The sequence below is a fragment of the Limnobacter thiooxidans genome, assembly GCF_036323495.1.
Taxonomy (GTDB): domain Bacteria; phylum Pseudomonadota; class Gammaproteobacteria; order Burkholderiales; family Burkholderiaceae_B; genus Limnobacter; species Limnobacter thiooxidans.
Genome location: NZ_AP028947.1, coordinates 2460956 through 2482213 on the forward strand (window position 1 = coordinate 2460956; position 21258 = coordinate 2482213).

General features: G+C 55.7%; 17 protein-coding genes. 5 read left to right on the forward strand and 12 right to left on the reverse strand.

Features of this window, described 5'->3' with window-relative positions; all coding sequences use genetic code 11:
- Window positions 1–7: 7 nt before the first annotated feature.
- The 7 genes from RGQ30_RS11210 to RGQ30_RS11240 all read right to left on the reverse strand — a co-directional run bounded on the left by RGQ30_RS11210 (window position 8) and on the right by RGQ30_RS11240 (window position 10426).
- Entirely contained in the window at window positions 8–1687 is a 1680-nt protein-coding gene (locus RGQ30_RS11210; RefSeq protein WP_298216221.1) for a GMC family oxidoreductase, read from the reverse strand.
- A gap of 122 nt (window positions 1688–1809) precedes the next feature.
- On the reverse strand, window positions 1810–2898 hold the full coding sequence (locus RGQ30_RS11215; RefSeq protein WP_130555832.1) for an NAD(P)H-dependent flavin oxidoreductase: 1089 nt from the start codon (window positions 2896–2898) through the stop codon (window positions 1810–1812).
- A gap of 156 nt (window positions 2899–3054) precedes the next feature.
- A complete protein-coding gene (locus RGQ30_RS11220; protein ID WP_130555831.1) occupies window positions 3055–4509 on the reverse strand; it encodes a hypothetical protein in 1455 nt (484 codons plus the stop codon).
- 17 nt (window positions 4510–4526) lie between these two features.
- Complete coding sequence (locus RGQ30_RS11225; protein ID WP_338284420.1) at window positions 4527–6761, reverse strand: hypothetical protein; 2235 nt, start codon at window positions 6759–6761, stop codon at window positions 4527–4529.
- Window positions 6762–6937: 176 nt separating this feature from the next.
- Window positions 6938–8521, reverse strand: a complete 1584-nt coding sequence (locus RGQ30_RS11230) for a Tad domain-containing protein (protein ID WP_130555830.1) — start codon at window positions 8519–8521, stop codon at window positions 6938–6940.
- A gap of 84 nt (window positions 8522–8605) precedes the next feature.
- Window positions 8606–10087 carry a hypothetical protein gene (locus RGQ30_RS11235; RefSeq protein ID WP_130555829.1) on the reverse strand — a complete coding sequence of 494 codons (1482 nt, stop codon included), beginning with the start codon at window positions 10085–10087 and terminating at the stop codon, window positions 8606–8608.
- A gap of 15 nt (window positions 10088–10102) precedes the next feature.
- Window positions 10103–10426 (reverse strand): hypothetical protein, encoded by a 324-nt coding sequence (locus tag RGQ30_RS11240; RefSeq protein WP_130555828.1) that lies wholly within the window; start codon window positions 10424–10426, stop codon window positions 10103–10105.
- 273 nt (window positions 10427–10699) lie between these two features.
- Between RGQ30_RS11240 and ppnP the strand changes: the two genes are divergently transcribed.
- Window positions 10700–11011, forward strand: coding sequence for a pyrimidine/purine nucleoside phosphorylase (gene ppnP, locus RGQ30_RS11245; RefSeq protein WP_130555827.1), 312 nt, complete (start codon window positions 10700–10702; stop codon window positions 11009–11011).
- Between the two features lie 8 nt (window positions 11012–11019).
- On the opposite strand, the gene RGQ30_RS11250 is transcribed toward ppnP, so the two are convergent.
- Entirely contained in the window at window positions 11020–12078 is a 1059-nt protein-coding gene (locus RGQ30_RS11250; RefSeq protein WP_130555826.1) for an MBL fold metallo-hydrolase, read from the reverse strand.
- Window positions 12079–12164: 86 nt separating this feature from the next.
- Between RGQ30_RS11250 and RGQ30_RS11255 the strand changes: the two genes are divergently transcribed.
- The 4 genes from RGQ30_RS11255 to RGQ30_RS11270 are packed head-to-tail and all read left to right on the forward strand — an operon-like array spanning window position 12165 to window position 15539.
- Entirely contained in the window at window positions 12165–12797 is a 633-nt protein-coding gene (locus RGQ30_RS11255; protein WP_130555825.1) for a TetR/AcrR family transcriptional regulator, read from the forward strand.
- Window positions 12794–13453, forward strand: a complete 660-nt coding sequence (locus tag RGQ30_RS11260; RefSeq protein ID WP_130555824.1) for a DUF6989 domain-containing protein — start codon at window positions 12794–12796, stop codon at window positions 13451–13453. The genes RGQ30_RS11255 and RGQ30_RS11260 overlap by 4 nt, the downstream gene beginning before the upstream one ends.
- A 6-nt stretch (window positions 13454–13459) precedes the next feature.
- A complete protein-coding gene (locus RGQ30_RS11265; protein WP_130555823.1) occupies window positions 13460–14782 on the forward strand; it encodes an NADH:flavin oxidoreductase/NADH oxidase family protein in 1323 nt (440 codons plus the stop codon).
- Window positions 14783–14804: 22 nt separating this feature from the next.
- Window positions 14805–15539: an SIMPL domain-containing protein gene (locus RGQ30_RS11270; RefSeq protein WP_130555822.1), complete on the forward strand. Its 735-nt coding sequence runs from the start codon at window positions 14805–14807 to the stop codon at window positions 15537–15539.
- A 26-nt stretch (window positions 15540–15565) separates the two neighbouring features.
- On the opposite strand, the gene RGQ30_RS11275 is transcribed toward RGQ30_RS11270, so the two are convergent.
- From RGQ30_RS11275 to RGQ30_RS11290, 4 genes are read right to left on the reverse strand one after another with little or no spacing between them, the layout of a single operon-like run.
- A complete protein-coding gene (locus RGQ30_RS11275) occupies window positions 15566–16345 on the reverse strand; it encodes a nitroreductase family protein (protein ID WP_130555821.1) in 780 nt (259 codons plus the stop codon).
- Window positions 16342–19440 carry an efflux RND transporter permease subunit gene (locus RGQ30_RS11280; RefSeq protein WP_130555820.1) on the reverse strand — a complete coding sequence of 1033 codons (3099 nt, stop codon included), beginning with the start codon at window positions 19438–19440 and terminating at the stop codon, window positions 16342–16344. Before RGQ30_RS11280 ends, RGQ30_RS11275 begins: the two co-directional genes overlap by 4 nt.
- Window positions 19437–20564: an efflux RND transporter periplasmic adaptor subunit gene (locus RGQ30_RS11285; protein WP_130555819.1), complete on the reverse strand. Its 1128-nt coding sequence runs from the start codon at window positions 20562–20564 to the stop codon at window positions 19437–19439. The genes RGQ30_RS11280 and RGQ30_RS11285 overlap by 4 nt, the downstream gene beginning before the upstream one ends.
- Entirely contained in the window at window positions 20561–21208 is a 648-nt protein-coding gene (locus RGQ30_RS11290) for a CerR family C-terminal domain-containing protein (RefSeq protein WP_130555818.1), read from the reverse strand. Before RGQ30_RS11290 ends, RGQ30_RS11285 begins: the two co-directional genes overlap by 4 nt.
- Between the last annotated feature and the right edge of the window lie 50 nt (window positions 21209–21258).

A 21258-nucleotide genomic window follows, 5' to 3' on the forward strand; every position in this document is an offset into this window, starting at 1 on the left:
AGGCCTCTTAAACCGGCAAAGGGGTCAAGGCTTGCGCAACCTGATCGCGCCGCCCTGATTCGAGTTGCCCGGCCTGCTCAATTGCCTTGACACGCGACACACCACGGATCATGTCAACAGCCTTTTCGGCCATCATCATGACGGGCGCATTGGTGTTGCCACCAATCAGGCTTGGCATCACCGATGCATCCACAATTCGCAAGCCGGTCAGGCCATGCACGCGAAGTTGCGGGTCGACTACAGACATCTCGTCGGTGCCCATTTTGCAGGTGCCCGTGGGGTGGTAAACGGTGTCAACACGGTTGCGCAGCACTTCGCGAATTTCAGCGTCGGTTTGAACACCTTCCGTGAACTTGTCTTTCAAAATCCACTTGGCCATGGCTGGTGCATGCATGATTTTGCGGGTCAGTTTGAAACCGTCCACCAAGGCATCCAGATCGCGTGGGTCTTTCAGAAAGCCAATGTCGATCAACGGTGGCTTGTCCATGCTGTTGCCCTGCAAGGTCAGGCTGCCGCGGCTGTGTGGGCGCAACAGACAGACATGGCAAGAAAAGCCGTGGCCCATGTGCATTTTGCGCGCATGGTCATCCACCATGGCCACCACAAAATGCAGCTGTACATCGGGGTCTTTCAATTCCGGTTTTGTTTTCAGGAAGGCACCGCCCTCTGCGAAATTGCTGCTCAGTGCACCGCGGCGGTTTTTGCGGTAGCGGAAAATTTCCCGCAACAAACGGAAGCCACCGCGAATGGACAGGCCAAGCGTGTCGAGGCTCTTTGTGGAATAACCAAAAATGAAGTCAGGGTGATCCTGCAGGTTTTTGCCCACACCCGGCAGGTGGTGAACAGCCTGAATGCCATTCCTGGCCAATTCATCCATGTCACCCACACCGGACACCATCAACAGCTGCGGGGTTTGAATGGCGCCGGCCGTCAAAATGATTTCCTTGCGGGCGCGCAAGATGATGCGTTGACCATTCAAATCCACTTCCACAGCCACAGCGCGTTTGCCTTCAAACAGCACGCGCTGCACCATGGCCTTGGTGTGCACGGTCAAGTTCTTGCGGTGCAGATGGGGAAACAGGTAAGCGCGCGCTGCGCTCCAGCGTTCACCGTTTTTCTGGGTGACCTGGTAGATGCCTACACCTTCCTGGTCTGCGCCATTGAAGTCGTCCGTGATTTTAAAACCGGCCTGCTTGCCCGCTTCAAGATAGATTTGCTGAAACGGGTTGTCCGAACGCAGGTCGGCTACATTCAAGGGACCTGCATTGCCGTGGTAAGCGTCGCGAATTCGTTCATTGCATTCGCTGAGCTTGAAGTAAGGCAGTACCTCCTTGTAAGACCAACCGCTGCAACCTTCTTCATTGGCCCAACGGTCGTAGTCTGATGCAGTGCCCCGCACATACACCATGGCATTGATGGCCGATGATCCACCCAGACACTTGCCGCGCGGCTGGTAACCTTTTCGGCCATTCAAGCCGGGCTGTGGGGTGGTTTCAAAGGCCCAGTTGTTGATTTTGGTGGGCAACATTGCCACGGCACCACTGGGGATGTTGATCAGGTTGCCAGTGCCGTCACCACCGGCTTCAAGCAGGCACACATCGTGGCTTGAGTCTTCGCTTAATCGGCCCGCCATGGCGCAACCGCCGGATCCACCGCCAACCACGATGTAGTCGTGTTCTGTCTTCATGTGCTCCTCCTGAATGTCCAAACTTGCTTGGGTCAAGCTTTTTGTTCTGTTTAGTCTTTGATCATAGAGGAAGCCGGGCAGAAAAAACCCGACTTCGAAGGTCAAAAAATTGACAATTCCGGTCAAGCGATGCGACTGATCCTGTCAACGCCTGTGTGGGCTGCTGAGGGGGCCTCGCCAGCCAGTGAATTGACATGGGCCAAGGCCTGCTGCACCTCGCGCATGACGCGCTGGGTCAACTCTTCGCTTGAGGGGACGTCTTGCACCAAGCCCTGAACCTGGCCAATCAGCTGGACGCCCTGCGCGTGGTTTCCATCGATGGTTGCTTTCCGGATTTGAAGTACAGCCGCGCCATAGAAGGTCACGGTGAGGGTTTGCTCAAGGCCCATCTTGAACACGTCTTTGACGATGCCCAGCAAGGGCTTGTTCATTTCCCGTGCCGCGAGGTAGGCACGCCACATGGCACGAACCGGGTTGAATTTCTTGGACATGATTTTTTTGGATGTGGGCGTGGTCATGACCCGACAAGGAATGCTGTCGAAATTCTTGCTGTAAATGGTGTCCTCCACTTCCTTTTTGACAATCAATTCCTTGGTATTGGCGTGCACCGGGCTTTCTTTCGTAGCCGCCCAGCGGGTTCCCATGGCCACGCCGTCTGCACCCAGTGCCAGTGCGGCCACTACCCCACCGCCAGTTCCAAAACCACCCGCTGCAATGATCGGTAACTTGGTGACCTGGCGAATGGCAGGCACCAACACCAGCGAGGTGACTGCACCGCCGTGCGCTGCCGCTTCATGACCGGTTACCAGCAAGGCATCCACACCGGCCTGCTCGGCCTTCAGGGCATGCTTGGCATTGACCACGGTGGCGATCACTTTGCCGCCATATTCATGCACGCGCTTGCAAACGTCCGCACCACTGCCCAGGCTGAAGTTGATCACCGGCACTTTTTCATTCAATGCCACTTCAAGATTTTCCCGGGCACCGGGCATGATAAGCGCGCAACCAATGCCGAATGGCTTGTTGGTCAGGCTTTTGACTTTGCGGATTTCAGCCAGTGTTTCTTCGGGATTCAAATGCCCGATCGCCAGGATGCCCAAACCACCCGCATTGCTGGTAGCGGCCACCAGGTCTGCGTTGGCCACGTAGGTCATGCCGGGGCACACCAAGGGGTATTGGATGTTGAACATTTCGGTGATTCGGGTTTTCATGACAGGTCCGTGGATCGAGTTGGCCGAACGTGGCGATCCACTAAATATTACATGAACTGATGGAATCTAATAAGCCATGTAAGTATTCTTGAAAAACTGCCGGATCAGGCAATTGCACGCGATTGCCTGCAATTGCCACCCAGATTGCGGCTGGAATTACCCCAGATTTCTGGTGAGATCTCCAAGCAAGGGAATTCCAGCGAATGGGCCACTTCCCTCCGACTGGTTGCTTGAGATTGATGAGCCCAATCCACCGAGCAAATCAGCCGTGGCCAATGAACCCGAGGCAGTACCCAGCAGGTCACCGAGCAGGCTGGTCAGGCCTGCAGCAGGTGTGCCCTCACCGAATGACGAAAGCTGTTCCCCGGCACCGCCCAATGCACCACCCAAAGTTCCCAACAGTGCATCTGCGCCCTCGCCCAACAGTGACAGCGGTGTGCCCGCCAAGCCTGTTTCAAGGCCTTCACCCAAACCGGCCAATACACCACCGAGGCCACCGCCGTTTTCACCGGACACCACGGAATCCACGGTATTGCCAAGCGTACCGGTCAGTTCGCCCAGCAAAGGTACGGGAGCCAGCAACTGTGCAAGCCCGTCAGTGACGTTGGTCAGGGTGCCCAAAACACCACCGATGCCGCCATCATCATTCGGGCCTGAACGACCCAGCACATCACCCAACAGATTCGCCAGTGGGTCCAGCGGTGTGTTATCGGCCAGACTGCTGATCTGGTCAGCCACCATGCCAAGGCCACCGCCCACAGTGCCCAACACCATGTCCAGTACGTTGCCAACAGGCTCCAGTGGTGTGCCATTCAAACCGTTGCTTACGCCATCGCCCAAGCCAGTCAAAATACCGCCCAGACCACCGTTGTTGTCGCCAGTCAACACGTCATCCAGCACATCGCCCACGGCGTCGACCACATCACTGACCACGGGAACAGGCGCAGTAACATCACGCAGATTGTTGGTCAGATCACCCACTGTTTGAGACAAGCCGCCCGCGTTTTCGACTGCACCGTTGCCGGAATCGCCGCCCGAACCACCACCAGAGCCACCCGAGCCACCACCTGAACCACCACCGGGGTTGCCGTTGTCATCTACTGGAGGCGTGCCAGAGGACGCGCCTTGAGCACTTTCGTCGTCGCCTGAAGCCAGCCCGGCAAACAAGGCTGCTGCGCCCACGGCGCCCGCAACGGGCGCCAGCGCGCTACCACCCAGCAAACCAGCTCCAAACAAACCGGCCATGGCGCCTTCACTGCCTTCCTGCCCTTCCATGACGGCGGCCTGGTTTTCACCATCGAACTCGGACATAAAAACAATATTGCCCAGACCATTTCCGACATTGGACACCACAACCTGTCCGTCACTTCCGGCATCGGGATTGAAGCCAAGACTGGCCATGGCCCCATTGGAGACTTCCACAAAAGCCGGAATTTGCTGTTGTGTTCCGGGAATGCTGATGACCACCAAGGCATTTTCAGTCGACTTGATCACATCCCCGAGTTGAAGCTGCATTTCTTCACGCAAGGGCACTTCAACGCCGTTGCGCTTGACGAAAGAAGTGCCATCAATACTGAATACCGTACCGACTGAGCCATTGTCAAAATTCATGAATGCTCTCCTTTCATTCAAGAGAAGTCTGCGTTTTGAACCACCACAGGATCAGAAACCGCAGATGTTGAACTGATTGGCAGAGCAGCACCAACCACGTCAAACAGGTCTGAAATCTGGGCAGAATTGGTATCGATTGGCAACTGTTCGGTAACGCCGAACAAGGCCGCGTCGATCTGGTTGATTTGTCCCAGAATGCTGCTGAACTCCTCGCCTGATATCAGGGATGCAGCCATCGAGAGATCGCTACCACTGAATGCGACAGCGGAGTTCGCCGCCTGCCCGGGCACTTGACCCAACAAACCTGAAAGCAGGCCCGCCACATCCGAAACGACTGGAATATCCTGAGGAACATTGTCCGCAATCAAGCTGCCAAGTTGATCTGTGACGTCCGCCAACCCAAGCGGGGTTGGGAGCAATTCGCCTTGGCCTGTCCCGACAATGTCGGACACGACTGCGCCCACTTGCTCAATTAGGGGGACCCCATCAGTCGCTGAATTCAATGTTGAGGACACATCTGCCAACAAGCCGCTGACGCCGGAACCGGATTCACTGCCTGGAACCTCGATTTCCTGCCCGCCCAATACGCCGCCCAAAAGTTCGCCCACATTACTCAACACAGGAATACCTGCCGCCGCATCGCTGATGCCGTCGCCGAGCAAGCCCAAACCGTCTGCCAGACCACCGGGAACGGGAATCAGACTGCCTTCACCGCTACCCAGTAAATCTGTCAAGCCCGTCACCACAGAACCTAGAACGGGAATGGAGCCTAATCCCGAATCCAATCCATCAGCCGCATCGGCCACCAAACCAGCCAGACCATTCAATTCTGAGGATTCTCCTGTCGGCGGCATTGGGTCAACAGGGTCTGCAGGATCGACTTCATCTACCACAGCCACATCACCCAAAGCACCAGACAGCAGGTCAGCCAGTTCTGAAATCAATGGAATGCCTGAAGGTACATTGTCACCAATCAGGTCTCCCAGTTTGTCGGTGACATCCGCCAACCCCAGCGGGGTTGGGAGCAATTCGCCTTGGCCACTTCCAACCAGATCAGAGACCAGATCGCCGACCTGCTCCAGCAGGGGTACACCCGCAGTAGCTGACTCAAGGGAGTTTCCAACATCGGTCAAAAGTGCGCTAACGCCTGTCCCTGCAGAATCACCATTGGCCAGGTTACTCAAGCCACCCAGAACTCCACCCAGCAGTGCACCGACATTTCCAAGCACAGGGATGTCGGCCAAGCCATCCTTGATCGCGTCGCCCAGGAAGCCCAGTCCGTCTGCCAATCCACCAGGTACTGGAATCAAGTCTCCCTGACCACTGCCCAAGAGATCAGTCAATCCGTTGACAACAGGTCCCAAGACGGGAAGTGAACCCAGGGATGAATCAAGTGCATCGCTGACATCGTCAAGCAAACCAGCCAAACCAGTCAGATCGGGCACATCCGCGTCGGCATCAGCGTCGGCATCAGCATCGGCATCAGCATCGGCATCGGCATCGGCATCAGCATCAGCATCAGCATCAGCATCAGCATCAGCATCAGCATCAGCATCGGCATCAGCATCGGCATCGGCATCCGCATCCGCATCCGCATCAGCATCGGCATCGGCATCGGCATCGGCATCGGCATCGGCATCGGCATCGGCATCGGCATCAGCATCAGCATCGGCATCGGCATCGGCATCAGCATCGGCATCGGCATCAGCATCAGCATCAGCATCAGCATCGGCATCAGCATCAGCATCGCCGTCATTGGGATCAACTGGAAGGGTTGTTACGGTGTCATCGCCATCGTCGCTCAATGCAACCGCACCAAGCAATGCGCCACCAATTGCAGCGCCTGTGGCAGCACCGCTTCCTGCTGCCAGCAAGCCAGCGCCAACCAAGCCGGATAAGCCTCCCTCATGTGGCGTGAGAAACGCTGTGTTGATGTCATCGCTGACTTCGTACAACTCAACACCATCCGACAAGGCAACCACCTCGGTACGGGCTGGTGCATCAGCCACGTCCGACATTGCAGAATCAAGCCGCGCCGAGGCACCGGGAGCCAACTCAAGCAAGGTGTCGCCATGCGTAGGGTGCAAAGCGGGCATCTCGATCTGCACGGTTTGTGTACTGTTGTTGACAATCTTGTCGTTCCAGAACACGGGTGCATCGGGTTCCAGCGTCAACGTTTGGCCCATGCGTTCAACGGTCACGCCGACAGATGGGGTCTTGAGAATGCCCACGGAGGTAAGTTCTTGCGACATTGGTTTTCCTGACTGAAATGAAATTGGGGACGGCTAGCACCAAAGGGCTAACCTTTTGTGATTAGGAATATACACAATATGTCAGGTTTTTACCTACAATTTGTCAGCGTTTTTACTAACTTTTGTAGTATAAAAAAACCAACCAACTCATTTGGGGGGGAGGCTGATCAGCAGAGCTATCGGGTCAATGTCGCATTCATGCAATCAAGCTGGTCTACATTCACGGTCACTTCGTTCAGGTTCACGCCCAGCACTTGCAGCAAACCATCGAGGATTGCACCCACTGCCCCCAGAATTGGGCTGAGCACCGGCCCCAAGGCTGCAAGCAATGTGGACACCAGACCATTGACCGTTGCGGTCAACAAGGGTCCAACCACGGGCAAATCAATCCCCAGTTTCAGCTTGATATTGCCCAGCAAGGACTCCAGGGTTTGATTCAGGCTCAGGGGCACAGTCTCGCTGTAGGGCGCCTGTCCGCCCATCACGATTTCTTCGGGATAATTTCGTAACGAGGCCGATGCACTTGCCGTAACGCCTGCTTTAATCAAGCCCAACAAGGTCACATCCAGCACAGTGGCGGGTGCGCCGCAGGACAAGCCACCCACGCTGGTTTTCAGGTTGGCCGCACTTTTCGAAATGCAGACCTCGGCCACGGCCGGGACCACGGTCAAGGTGACTTCGTTGGCTTGTCGGGGCATGTGGCACTGAATGTCATTGACCTCAACCAACCCACCGGCTACTTTCAACTGCAAACTCATGTCGAGTGCTGACAGCTGTACCAGCAGAATATTCAAATTCAAGCCCTGACGAATGCGAACAGCCAAACCGATTTGCGCAGTGTTGGCTTCCACAATCGGATCCAGAAAAGGTTTTTTGACGCCTACAAAAATTTGCGGCGCCTGCAAGATCTGGGTGTCCACACTCAGGTTCAGCAGCCCGACATTGATTGGCAGGGAATAGCTCTGCCCCTCCACTGATTTCAGCAACGCCACCTGGGCCAGGCTGCCCAGGTTCACCATGACAGGCCCTGGCCCCTGGCCGGTCAGGTTCACAGCCAACAGGTCGCCAAGTTTCAAATCGACTTTGTTCAGTGGCTTTAACAGTTTCAGAACGCCACCCACCATGGCTTTTTCGGCCTCATCGGCATTGCCCACAATCAGCGCTTCGTTCAGAAGATTCAGGGCGCTGATGCGCAGATCAAGCAGCTCATCCAGATTGGCCACATCCAGCGATGTTTTCAGGGCCAGCAAATCGAGGTTGATGTCGCTACCCAGCAATGTGCCGTATTGGAGGGCACTGAGGTTGATCTGCCCGCCACCTAAAGCCGACAACAAGCCATTCAACAATGCAGACTGACGGGTATCAAGATTGAGAAGATTGGATCCCACTGTACCGACCACACGGGGTGTGGTGGTTGCTTCGGCGAGCACGGAAATGGTGACGTCTTTCAGAAAAGGCAAAATGGCGGAAACACGCCGGCTCACCGTCACGCGCACCGAGATGGATTCCGTGCACTGCGCAGAGGGCTGACCGTCGACAAGGCACTCCAGCTTGAAGCCATCAGAAGGCTCCAAACCATTCAAACGCCCAACCGCAAGCGCTTCTGTAAACTCAGGACCATCGGCCATCTGTTTGGCCGCAGTCAGCGCCACAATGTCCGCGATATTTTGCAACTGACCTTTTTTCCAGGCCACAAAGCCGACTGAAAAAACCCCCATGGCTCCCACTGACATTAGCAGTGCAAACACCATGAGGATCATGATCACACCTTCCTGATGTGATCTTTTTTTTCGAACCACGACAACAACCCCGCCTGTACACACGCCGACAATGCCGGCCTGCAATTATCCTTGACCGTTATTCAAACCACCGAAATTGGTCAACGCGCCCAGCAAACCACCTTCGCCCACCGCCGCCGAACCGATTGCAGAAGTCAGACCGCTGACGACATCGCCCACAAGCGGAATGCCTTCGATCAATTCGAGTCCATCATTCAATGCGCCCAAGCCGCCAGTCAGTCCACCGACGAGGTCACCCAGCAAGGGCACTTCAGCCAGTGAGAAATCCACATCGCCACCCAGTGAGCCGACCAGCTCGCCCGCCAGGTCTGTAACTCCAGCCAGTGGCGTGTCGGTGCCCACCGATTGAATAACATCGCCCAAACCACCGAGTGCGCCACCCAAGGTGCCCAGCAGTGCATCAGCCCCGTCTCCAAGCAAGGCCAACGGTGTATCGGCCAAACCGGAATCAAGCCCCTGACCCAAACCAGTCACCACACCTGCCAAACCACCGTCGTTGTCGCCCAGGGAGATTGAATTCACCACACTGTCCAGTGCACCGGTCAGCTCGCCCAACAGGGGCACTGGTTGAAGCAATTGCGCAAGGCCTTCGGTCACATTGGTCAGGGTACCCACAACACCACCCACACCACCGTCTGTGTTAGGGCCCGATTGACCCAACACATCCCCCAGCAGGTTCGCAAGTGGGTCCAATGGTGTGTTGTCGGCCAGGCTGCTGATCTGATCGGCCACCATGCCCAATCCGTCACCCACTGTGCCCAGCACCATGTCCAGTACATTTCCCACTGGCTCAAGCGGTGTGCCATCCAAACCATTTGCAAGCCCTTCGCCCGCGCCAGTCAAAATGCCACCCAGCCCGCCGTTGTTGTCACCCACCAGCACGGAATCAAGCACTTCGCCCACGGCGTCCACTGCATCACTGACCACGGGAACAGGTTCAGTCAGATCGCTGAGGTTGTCTGTCAGGTCAGCCACAGTTTCCGACAGCCCACCCGCATCCTGCGCTGGAATACCGCCTGACCCGGTGCCAGGCGTACCCGTTTCAGAATCATCATCTGACAGACCACCAAATATGGCAGCCGCACCCACGGCACCCGCAAGCGGTGCTGCGCCGATACCACCCGCGGCGCCCAGAAACCCGACGCCCACCAAGCCACTCATTTCGCCGGCTGGCTCTTCACCGTCCAGTGTGGCTGCAGGGTTCTCGCCGCCCTCTTCGGTGACCAATGCCACCAGGCCTGCGCCTTCTCCATTGTTGGAAGCAACATTCACCTGGCCGGCGACACCTGCTGCCGGATCGAACTCAAGTGTGGCAACCCCACCATTTGAAATTTCCAGAAAAGCAGGCGTTTGCTTTTGAGTGCCGGGAATGCTGACCAAGGCCATTGAATTGCCCGTGGTTCGAATGACATCGCCTGCTTGCAACACCGTGTCTTCTTTCAGGGGCAACTCAACACCATCTCGTTTGACAAACACTTCGCCTTCAATACTGGCTGTGGTGGCAACTACCGGGCGGTCATAGTTCATGGTGGATTTCCTTGATCAAGCAAATTCAGCGTTGAAAAACACAAAGGATTCAGCAACGGCTGCGGTGGAGTGAATGGGTGTGGAAGGCTGGAAAATATCGGCAAAATCAGACCTGAAAATCGAGGCACTGTCTGGATCAAACTGACTATTCATGCCATACAGAGACAAATCAATGCGAGTAATCAGTTCCGCGATGCTTTGCAGCAGGTCTGCGGGAATGAAGGTGGCGGCCAGCGTCAGGTCTGTGCTGGCCATGCCCGGAAGACTGTCCATCACCTCTGGAATCTGGACTGGTGGCACTGTATTCAATGCAACTTGTGGATTTGATCCGACCGACATGGGTATTCCTTGATTGAAGTCGAGGCGATGCTTTGGGTTAACCTAAAAAGATTAATCATTTGTTGGTAGCGAATATACCGAATATGTAAGGCTTTTACTTACATTTTCTTGAGACTTTTGCAAACAATTGCAATAAAACAGCAAAAACACCTCTTTTAGGGGGGGTCATATCGGTGCTGTGTACTGTCACCCGCATGCAGGCCAGCCTGCAATTCAGGCTGTATTTAAGGCATCATTCAGCATCTCGATTTTTTACATCCAAGGGGATTTCAAATGACTCAATTCGACAATGTTTCCGTAGTGAAAGCAGCCAACATCTACTTCGACGGCAAGGTCACCAGCCGCACAGTGTTGTTTGCCGACGGCACCAAGAAAACACTGGGCGTGATGCTGCCCGGCGACTATGAGTTCGGCACCGCCGAAAAAGAAATCATGGAAATTCTGGCAGGTGAAATGGATGTGTGTTTGCCCGGCGAAAGCTGGAAAGCCATCAAGGGTGGTCAGGCATTTGAAGTGCCAGCCAATGCCAAATTCCAGTTGAAAGTGAAAACGCCAGTGGACTACTGCTGCAGCTACATTGCCTGACTAAGTAGTCAGTGAACGGGCAGTGAAAGCTGCCCGAACTCCAGGTTGCCCGTACGCAATGTAGGGGCAGTACCGGGAAACAGCCAGTAAGGCTGAGCCTCGGAAGAGGGCACCATGTTCGGAAAACGTTCATCTAAAGGGTTGGGCCCGGCAATGGACTTTTCCTGAATCATGGAAATGTATTGATCCACCACGTATTCCTGCGTGTTGCCGTTGATGATCACTTCGGCCCCCGTGCGTTTTGCAAAATCCGCCAGCCCACGTATGGCTGAATGCTTCGGTTCATAGGCATCCAGGCTGACCCCGTTTTCACTGGTCACCTGCAAACCTGAATCGGTGTGCGCCACAATGGAATGGTTGCCTTCGGTGTGGCCCTTGGTTCGCACCAAAGCCACCGCACCATCACCCAGCCACACGCTGTTGTCCAGCAACTCCAGTTTTTCCGGTGCAATACCTTGAGTGCCCTGCGGGCAGTACCACTGGTTCTGCCAGGGAATCAGGGACTGGGCACTTTCCCATTCTTCACGCATCACCAAGAGCTTCGCATTCGGAAACACGGCGGACCGCCCGTTTGCCCCCAACCAGCGGCTGACATTTTGCGTGTGCAAGTGGTCGTAGGTGATGTAATCAATGTCTTCCGGGCGCAAACCGATGCTGGTCAGGCACTGCAACACTGTGGATGTTTTTTTCAATACCAGGGCTTCCAGAACACCAATCATGGGGCCCGCCTTGGCATCCAGTTCCGCGAAAAAAGGTGTGGCCCGCTGGTGTTCCCAATCAGAGGGACTCACCAGCAAAGTTTTGACCCCTTCGCTGCTGCTGAACTGGATTACGAACAGGCGGTTGCACAAATGCACAAAGGGCGTGGGCAAACCAAAGGCATTCAGGTAGGCAAACTTGCTGGGGTACGGCACACGCACCAACTCGAATGTTTTATAAAAAAGCACTTTGGGTTTGGCCAACATATCGCGCCGAAAATCACGGGCCGCTTCGCGCACATTGTCCACACGTTGCATGGGTCGCAAGGTATTGCGGGTGTCGTCGAAATGGCTGATAGGTGTGAACATGGTGGAAGCCCTGAAACTGTGGTTGCGCTTTCGGAAACAAGCTCACTATAATTTGGACAAGAAATCTTGTCAAAAGTGAACACAGAATGATTAAAACCCCTACAAGAGCCTATGGCGGCGTCACTGCTGACCAGCGTGCCGCTGAACGCAAAGCACGGCTTCTGGAAGCGGCGCTGGAACTGTTTTCCCGCCAGGGCTATGCACGCACCACCATCGAGGCCTTGTGCGGTGAAGCCAAAGTGACCGCGCGGCATTTCTATCAGCTGTTCGACAGCCGGGAAGCCCTTCTGCGGGCGCTGTACGACAACATCATTGCAGACCTGCGTGCCGGCGTGCTGCAGGCCATGTCAGCGCCCAAGCTGAGCCTGTCGCAGCAAATCCCCTTGGGGGTCAGCGCGATGGTGAATCATTACCTGGCCGACAGCCGCCTTGCACGCGTGGGCGTACTGGAAGTGGTTGGCGTGAGCCCACAAATGGAAATACGCCGCCGTGAAGCCGTGCACGACATGGCCGGTTTGATAGAAGCCTATTTGGGCAGCCTGGTGGCGCAAGGCGATTTGCCCAAACGCAATTACCACCTGGTCAGTGTGGCCCTGGTGGGTGGAATCAATGAACTGCTGGCCGAATGGCTAACGCTTGAAAACCCGCCCGACATTCCCACCCTGAGTGAAGAAATCATCCACATTCTGAACGCCTTGATACGAGGGGCTGCGCAATGAACACACGAACCGCAATGGCTGGCGTTCGCGACGCCCTGTTGTTTCACGCCGTATTTTTTTCGATTGCCATTCCCGTGGCGCTGAATGTGCAAGGCAATACACTGGGCATTGCGCTGGTGGTTTTTGCACTGGCTTACAACATGGCCTTGCCGCTGGTGGGCCATTGGCGCGGCCACACTGAATGGGTGAAGCTGTGGAAATTCCTGCTGCCCTTGTCAATCGCCCTGCCCTGCGCAGACTGGATGCTGGTTGAACGCATGGGCACGCTTCACTTTCCGGACCACGGCATTGCCCGCCTGGGCGGTGCAGTGCCCCTGTATTTCATGGGCCTGTGGATCATGCTGCTGTGGCAAGTGTGCTGGCTGGCCATGGCCACGCGCAAGCCCTACCCGGTGGTGGCTGCGCTGTCACTTAGCGGTTTCCTGATTTGGGAATGGGCAGCGCGCCCCATGGACTTGTGGCATGCGCAGCATGTACTGCAGGTACAAGGCTTTGCAATTTACCCACTGATCCCTGAGATGCTGCTTGCACTGGCTGCGCTGTGGATGTGGAACACACTGGGCAACAAACCTTATTTTCAACAAGTGCTGGGCGCACTCGCCATTGCCGTATTTTACGCGGGCGCACTGTCACTTTCCCTGCTTTGGATCGGATAAACAACAATGAACACCATTGAATTGAACCAGCCTTTCACACTGCCCTGCGGCGTGACCATTCCCAACCGCCTTTGCAAGGCTGCAATGACCGAAGGCGTGGCCAACCCCAAGCTGCAAGCCACAGAGCGCCATGCCACACTTTACAAACGCTGGGCGGAAGGCGGTGCAGGTATTCTGATCACCGGCAATGTGCTGATTGACCGCTACTGCCTGGAACGGCCCGGCAATGTGTCAATTGATCCCGCCCCTGAGCACGGCGAACCGGAAGGCATGGACGCCTTGCGCGCCTGGGCCAAGGCGGGTACCAGCAACGGCAACCAATTGTGGATGCAGATTTCCCATGCCGGGCGACAATCGCCCCGCTACGTCACCAGCAAGCCGGTAGGTCCTTCCGCCGTACAACTGGAGTTGCTGGGTAACTATGCCGCACCACGCGCACTGCTCGAGAATGAAATTCTGGACCTGATTCAACGCTTCGCACGCGTCGCGCGTATTGCCAAGGAAGCAGGTTTTACTGGCGTACAGGTACACGGTGCGCACGGCTACCTGCTGTCGTCTTTCCTGTCGCCCATTACCAATCAGCGAACCGACAAATGGGGTGGCAGCCTGGAAAACCGCGCGCGTTTCCTGCTGGAAGCAGTGCGTGCTGTGCGCAAAGCGGTGGGGGCAAATTTCCCAGTGGCGGTGAAGCTGAATTCGGACGATTTCCGCAAAGGTGGCTTTTCCCACGAGGACTGCCTGCAAGTGGTGAAGTGGCTGAATGATGAGCAGGTTGACCTGCTTGAAATTTCCGGTGGCACCTATGAGCAACCCCGCCTGCTGGGCCACACCGGTGCAGCCGATTCCGTGAAAGACGAACAACCCGTGCAACGCGAAAGCACGAAAAAACGCGAAGCCTATTTCCTGAATTACGCCCGCGCCATACGCGAGGTGGCCACCATGCCCTTGATGGTCACAGGCGGGTTCCGCAGCAGGGACGCCATGCAGGAAGCCTTGAACGAAGGCGTGTGCGACGTGATTGGCTTGGGTCGCCCTTTGTGTACACACCCTGATACCCCGAAGCAACTGATGAACGGAAAGATTGACAAGGCAGCAAGTTTTGAGCACACGCTGAAGCTGGCCGACAAGGGAATTTTCTCACCCGTCAGCCCGATACTGCCGCTGAAACTGATCAATGTCCTGGGTGCACAGGCCTGGTACTACCAACAGATTTTCCGCCTGGCGGATGGTCTTGAGGCCAAGCCATCCATGAGCCTGATCGGATCTTTCCTCAAATATTTGTTCAACGAATGGACAACCGCGTTTAAAGTGAAACGTTCATCTCGCTAAGAACAATTTTCAGGAGAAACTCATGTCAAGAAGTGCACTGTATTCACCCCGACAACAAAGTGGCATAGGCCTGTTGGGCGCAGTGATACTGTCAGCAGGTGTCGTTGTGGCCGGCTTTTTGCTGGCCACCGCAGTGAAAGATTTTCGCAAGTACGATCAGTTCATTGAAGTACGAGGCCTGGCCGAAGAAGTGGTGAAGTCTGACAAGGCCAGCTGGAACCTTGCATTTTCTGCTTATGGCGAAACGCCCCAGGCTGCAAGCCAGGCCTGGGTGAAGCAACAGGAAAAACTGGAGACCACTGTGTTGGCCATGGGTTTTGAAGCGGCCGACATTCGCCGTCAGCCGATGAACATTTACGAGAACATCAACCCGAATGGTGGTCAGGTTGAACCGGCGAAACGCTGGCGTGCCCAAGGGGGTATCGTGGTGGAAACACCCAAGGTGGATGCCGTTGAACAAGCCACGCTGAAAACCGACGTGTTCCTGAACGAAAACATTGTGCTTGAATCCAGCTTTGTGCAGTTTTACTTCACCGACCTGAACAGCATCAAGCCACGCATGCTGAAGGCTGCCACCGACAATGCCAAGGAAGCAGCACAAACTTTTGCAAGCGATTCCGGTGTTACCGTGGGTGCGCTGAAAACAGCCACTCAAGGGCTGTTTTCAATTTCCGCACCACTGGGTGAATACGGCGGTGAAAACACGGTCATGAAAAAAATCCGTGTGGTCACCAAGGTGCAATACCTGGTGGAATAATCTCCACCGCATGTAAGGTTCTGGCTTTAAATCTCGTGAACAAACAGTTCACGTTCAAACCGGATTTGAGGCCAGAACACACCATCGTCTGCACGCTCGCCTGCCCCGATCACCATGATCGGGAAGGCATCATCACTCAGCTTCAATAATTTGCGCACCCGCGCCTCGTCATAGCCTTCCATCATGCAGGTGTCAAAGCCGTGCGCACGAAATGCCAGCACCAGGTTTTCACAGGCCAGTGCCGCACTTTTCGCAGCCCACAATTCCACTTCGCTGCGGGTGTAGGGACCACGCGGCAAGGGTGCAATCAAACCACCCACATTCGAGGCGGCTTTTTTCATCATTGCAAAACTGTTCAATGGGCCGGGCGCGTAGTTGTAGGGAATCAGCTGGTAATACCGGCGCACCAGCGTGGGCACTTCCGGCATGGGCCATTCCTTGATCATTTTCTTTGAAAACTCGCTGACGCGGTCAACTCGCGCCACGCACACAATCAATTCCTGCGCGGTTTTTGCGGCCAGTTGCCCCAAACAGGCTGTCACCAGTTTTGCTTTCTTGGCGGGTGTTTTCACCACGTAAAAGTCCCAGGGCTGCAAGCCAGATGAGCAAGGGGCCAACAGTGCCATGTCCAGGCAATCGTCCAGTACTTCCTTCGGAATGGGTTTGTCGGTGAACTTGCGCACCGACCTTCTGCTTTCCACCACTTTGCGGAAATTGGCTGCGCTGATGCCCTTTGGCGCAGGTTCGTAATAACGCTGCTTGCCATCCACTTCAATGGTCTTGAATTTCTGTTCTGTTGATTTCATGCTTTGCGAACTCCCAATTTCTTCATGTTCAGGAAAAGACGTTTCAAGCCATGTTCAAAGTCATCCATCAGGGTGTACACCACGGGGATCACCAACAGGCTCAGGAATGTGGATGTCATCAAGCCACCGATTACCGCAATCGCCATGGGGCTGCGGAAACTGGTGTCGGCGTCGCCCGTGCCGATGGCAATTGGCAACATGCCGGCCGCCATGGCAATGGTGGTCATGATGATGGGCTGTGCCCGCTTGTGGCAGGCATCAATGACTGCATCCAGCCGGCTCATCCCTTTTTCATTGCGCGCCACAATGGCATATTCAACCAGCAAGATCGAGTTTTTGGTGGCAATGCCCATGAGCATGATCAGGCCGATCAGCGAGGGCATTGAAAAACTTTTTCCGGCAATCAACAGGCCCACAAATGCACCACCCAGACTCAAAGGCAATGCGGCAAGAATGGTGACAGGTTGCAGAAAATCCTTGAACAGCAACACCAGCACCACGAAAATGCACAGCACGCCGGTGAGCATGGCCAGGCCAAAGCTGGCGAACAGTTCACCCATCACTTCGGCGTCGCCGATGTTGCGCTGGGCAACTCCAGGTGGCAGGTTCCTGATGCTGGGCAATTGCTGAACCGCTGCCGCCACATCACCCAAAGGCTGGCCCTGCAATTCAATTTCAAAGTTGACGTTGCGGGCGCGGTCGTAGCGGTCAATCACAGATGGGCCTGCGTTGATGCCCAAAGTAGCCACCTGATTCAAGGGCACGCTGGGCACTTCCGGCTTGCTGGAAGGAACTGCAAGTCTTTCAAGAATGGACAGGTCTTTGCGGGCCTCGTCTTCAAGGCGAACCACGATGGGCACTTGCCGTTGTGACAGGTTCAGTTTGGGCAATGCTGCATCGTAATCGCCCACGGTGGCCACGCGCAGTGTTTCACCCATGGCTGCGGTGCTCACGCCCAGGTCCGCCGCTTTGGCGAAGTCGGGTTTGATCCACACTTCCGGCCGAACCAGGGCTGCGCTGGATGCAATCGAACCCAGGCCAGGTATGGTGCGCAAATCGCGCTCTACCTCGGATGCCGCCTTGGACAAGGCCTCCCCGTCTTCACCCGACAGCACCAGCACATATTTTTCACCTGATGCACCCAGACCCACTTTGTAACGCACACCGGGCAGGTTGCTCAGGGCCTCGCGCATTTCGGTTTCCGTGACCTGCTTGCGCACGGCCCGTTCACCACGCGGGTCCAGCAACACGGTCAAGGTGGCTTTGCGCACCTCGCCCTGCCCACTCATCACGAATGGATCAGTGCCCGCAGCGCCACCGCCAATGGTGGTGTACACGCTGCGCACGTACTTCACTTCACTGATCAGTTCACGCGCGCGCTCGGCAGCTTTTCGGGTTTGCTCAAAGGTGCTACCCGGTTGCAATTCGATGTAAACCTGGGTTTGTGACAAATCATCCGGAGGAATGAAACCCGTGGGCAACAGGGGAATCAACATCACCGACCCCACGAAAAACGCGCCGGCAGCAATGCAGGTAATCAACCTGTGGGCCAGTGCCCAGCGCACCCAATTCAGATAACGGGCCATCATTTTTCCAGGCTCGTTTTTCTCGCTTTCATGGCCGGCAGATTTCAACATGTACGCAGCCATCATCGGGGTCAGCATACGCGCAACCACCAGTGATGCGAACACGGCCAAAGCCGCTGTCCAGCCAAACTGCTTGAAAAATTTACCTGCAATTCCACTCATGAATGCGGTCGGCAAAAACACGGCGATCAGGGTGAATGTGGTGGCGATCACGGCCAGGCCAATTTCATCTGCTGCTTCACGCGCAGCATCCAAGGGGCTTTTGCCCATGCGCAAGTGGCGAACAATATTTTCCACTTCTACAATGGCGTCGTCCACCAGAATACCCACCACCAGCGACATGGCCAGCAGCGACACCACGTTCAGGCTGAACCCCAAAAAATACATGCCGGCAAAAGCGGGAATCACCGACAGGGGCAAGGCCACGGCCGATACAAATGTGGCCCGCCAGTCGCGAAGAAAGAACCACACCACCACCACCGCCAGAAAAGCGCCTTCATAGAGCATTTTCATGGAGCTGTCGAAATCGTCTTCGACTGGCTCCACGAAGTTGAAGGCTTCAACAATGGTGAGGTCAGGCCGCTGGGTTTTCAGATTGGCCAATGCCTCGGCCACGCCCTTGCCCACATCCACTTCACTGGCGCCTTTGCTGCGGGTGATCTCGAACCCTACAACCTCTTGGCCATTCAACAGCGCTGCCGATCGGCGATCTGCCACCGTGTCGGAAATGGTGGCGATTTCAGGCAGTTGTACCCTTCGACCATTGCTCAGGGTGATGGAAATGTCGTTCAGCTGGCTGGCGTTTTCTACGGTGGCAATTGTGCGCAAAGGCTGCTCACCCAAACCCAGGTCTGCCCGCCCGCCGGCGGCTTCCAGCTGAGTGTTGCGCAACTGGCGTGACACATCCAGCGCGCTGACGCCCAAGGCCTGCATTTTCAACGGATCCAGTTCAACCACCACTTGGCGGGTTACACCACCGACACGGCTAACCGCGCCCACACCTTTGACGTTCAACAGAGTTTTGGTGATGGTGTCATCCACGTACCAGGACAGCCCTTCTTCATCAAAAGCGGTGGATGCAATGGTATAAGCCAGCACTGGCGCACCACTCAATTCCAGCTTGTTGATGACCGGGTCGCGAAGATCGGTGGGCAAATCGGCACGCACGCGGGACACGGCAGAACGCACATCGTCCACCGCTTCCTGCGTGTCTTTTTCCAGGTTGAATTCAACCGTGATGCTGACCACACCGTCCTGAATCTTGGTGTAGATGTGTTTCAACTGCTGCAAGGTGGCCAGCGAGTTTTCGATTTTGCGCGCCACATCGTTTTCCAGCTGCGAAGGCGAAGCCCCGGGCAAGCTTGCTGTGACCAGCACAGTGGGCAGCTCGATGTCCGGAAACTGCTGAATCTTCATGCTGGAAAAACTGAACAGCCCTGCCACGGTCAGCAGGAAAAACAGCATGACCGCCGGTATCGGGTTTTTAATGGACCAGGTTGAAACGTTCACTGAACCACCTTCACAAAGTCACCGTGCGCCAAGAACGCCACACCGCTTTTCACCACTTTCTGGCCTGGCTTCAAGCCATCCAGCACCTCGATGAACTCTCCCTGGGCTTTGTTCACCTTCAGCTTGATGCGCTGCACCTGGCTGGTTTTTTCATCCAGCGTGAATGCGTAGGTAAATCCATCACGCTCAACAATGGAAGTTTGGGGAATCACAACAGCGGACTGCTCACCCAGGTCAAACTCGCCACGCAGGTACATGCCGGGCTTCAAGCCCTGTGAGTAGGCATCCTTCACATCGACGTACACCATGCCTACCCTGGACTGCGCATTGATCACCGGGCTGATGGTGCGCACGGTGCCTTTCAAGGCTGCGCTGTCACTGAATACGTTGACCGTCATGCCCTCGCGAATTCGGGCCATTTCCGCTGCGGTCACCTCCGCCTGCCATTCCAGGCGCTGCTGGCGAACCAGCCTGAACAGTTCCTGCCCTGGGTTGGGTACAGCGCCCAAGGTGGCAGTGCGTGCGCTGATCACGCCGTTGTCAGGTGCCGATACGGTGGTGTTACGCAAGCGGATTTCCTGCTGGGTTTGCAGGGCCTTGGCCGACATCAGGCGGGCCTGTGCAGACTTTTCAGCTGCAATGACCTGGTTGCGTTCCTGGGCACTGACCGCACCTTGTTCGGTAATGCCGCGAATCATGTCTGCGTTCAACTTGGCCTGCTCGTACAGGGCTTGCGCTTCGGCCACACCGGCACGGGCCTGTGCCAGGTCTGCTTTCACCGTTTCCTGATCGAACAGCGCCAGGGTTTGACCTTTCTTGACCACATCGCCTACTTCTGCACGCAGGGAATCAATCCGCACACCGTTCAGTTGCGAACCAATCACTGCTTCCTGCCAGGCGGCAAGGCTGCCATTCACAGACATTTGCAAGGGCACTGCCTTTTCTTCAACCACGGCCAGTTCAACAGACAGGCTGGCCTTGCCGGGTGCTGCGGGCTCTGCTGCAGTGGTGCTCTCAGTAGCCTTGGTGGCTTCTTCCTCCGGGCTTGGGGAACAGGCATTTAAAAACAGCGCGGCCATTACCAAGGCTGCGGAATACTTCACGGAACGGGGTTCGAACTTCATTGTTTGTTTTCCTGACTGCGTCGTTTGCTTTCACTGTCGAGCATGGCACGGGCATACCCGGCCAGCCGTTCAGACAAGGTATCAATGGCTTTGGCACTTCCCATCAGCTTGGGGCAGATCACTTCCACCACATCCTGCGCCACGTAAAAATTCACGGCCATGCCCATCATGGCGAAGGCCAGGCGCTGAATGTCCAGGTCTGGTTTGGCCAGGCCGAAATAGGCGGTCAGCATGTTGACCAGTGCCATGTGTTGCGGTTTGATCTCCGCATCAATTTCATGCTCCCAGGCGCCGGTAGGCTCAATCATTTCGCGAAAGTGCAATTTCATCACCAGGCGAAATGTTTCACCGTGCTTCAGCGGCTCCAGAAAATCCCGAAACAGTTGCTTCAATGCCGTATCCACATCCGTGCAGTTGAAGTTCGGTATGCCTTGCTCAAAGGGCGTGCCGCACAGGGGCTCGGTATAGGCTGCACGGTACAGGCCAGCCTTGTCACCAAAGTAATAGCGTATGGAGGAAATGTTGGCGCCTGCCTTTTCGGCAATCTCGCGTGTTGATGCGCCTTCGTAACCCTTCTCGGCGAAGGTTACCAAGGCGGCCTGCACCAGCTTTTGCCGGGCAGACTGTTGCTTGTCTGGAAGCATGGGGAATCCAAATTAATTCAATCGATTGATTTAAATGTATCAAACGATTG

Coding starts and splice junctions, on each gene's coding strand:
- RGQ30_RS11215 (WP_130555832.1), bottom strand. CDS start 2,898: ATGAAAACCCGAATCACCGAAATGTTCAACATCCAATACCCCTTGGTG.
- RGQ30_RS11260 (WP_130555824.1), top strand. CDS start 12,794: ATGAACACACGAACCGCAATGGCTGGCGTTCGCGACGCCCTGTTGTTT.
- RGQ30_RS11230 (WP_130555830.1), bottom strand. CDS start 8,521: ATGATCCTCATGGTGTTTGCACTGCTAATGTCAGTGGGAGCCATGGGG.
- RGQ30_RS11225 (WP_338284420.1), bottom strand. CDS start 6,761: ATGTCGCAAGAACTTACCTCCGTGGGCATTCTCAAGACCCCATCTGTC.
- RGQ30_RS11265 (WP_130555823.1), top strand. CDS start 13,460: ATGAACACCATTGAATTGAACCAGCCTTTCACACTGCCCTGCGGCGTG.
- ppnP (WP_130555827.1), top strand. CDS start 10,700: ATGACTCAATTCGACAATGTTTCCGTAGTGAAAGCAGCCAACATCTAC.
- RGQ30_RS11290 (WP_130555818.1), bottom strand. CDS start 21,208: ATGCTTCCAGACAAGCAACAGTCTGCCCGGCAAAAGCTGGTGCAGGCC.
- RGQ30_RS11250 (WP_130555826.1), bottom strand. CDS start 12,078: ATGTTCACACCTATCAGCCATTTCGACGACACCCGCAATACCTTGCGA.
- RGQ30_RS11255 (WP_130555825.1), top strand. CDS start 12,165: ATGATTAAAACCCCTACAAGAGCCTATGGCGGCGTCACTGCTGACCAG.
- RGQ30_RS11235 (WP_130555829.1), bottom strand. CDS start 10,087: ATGAACTATGACCGCCCGGTAGTTGCCACCACAGCCAGTATTGAAGGC.
- RGQ30_RS11275 (WP_130555821.1), bottom strand. CDS start 16,345: ATGAAATCAACAGAACAGAAATTCAAGACCATTGAAGTGGATGGCAAG.
- RGQ30_RS11210 (WP_298216221.1), bottom strand. CDS start 1,687: ATGAAGACAGAACACGACTACATCGTGGTTGGCGGTGGATCCGGCGGT.
- RGQ30_RS11240 (WP_130555828.1), bottom strand. CDS start 10,426: ATGTCGGTCGGATCAAATCCACAAGTTGCATTGAATACAGTGCCACCA.
- RGQ30_RS11220 (WP_130555831.1), bottom strand. CDS start 4,509: ATGAATTTTGACAATGGCTCAGTCGGTACGGTATTCAGTATTGATGGC.
- RGQ30_RS11270 (WP_130555822.1), top strand. CDS start 14,805: ATGTCAAGAAGTGCACTGTATTCACCCCGACAACAAAGTGGCATAGGC.
- RGQ30_RS11285 (WP_130555819.1), bottom strand. CDS start 20,564: ATGAAGTTCGAACCCCGTTCCGTGAAGTATTCCGCAGCCTTGGTAATG.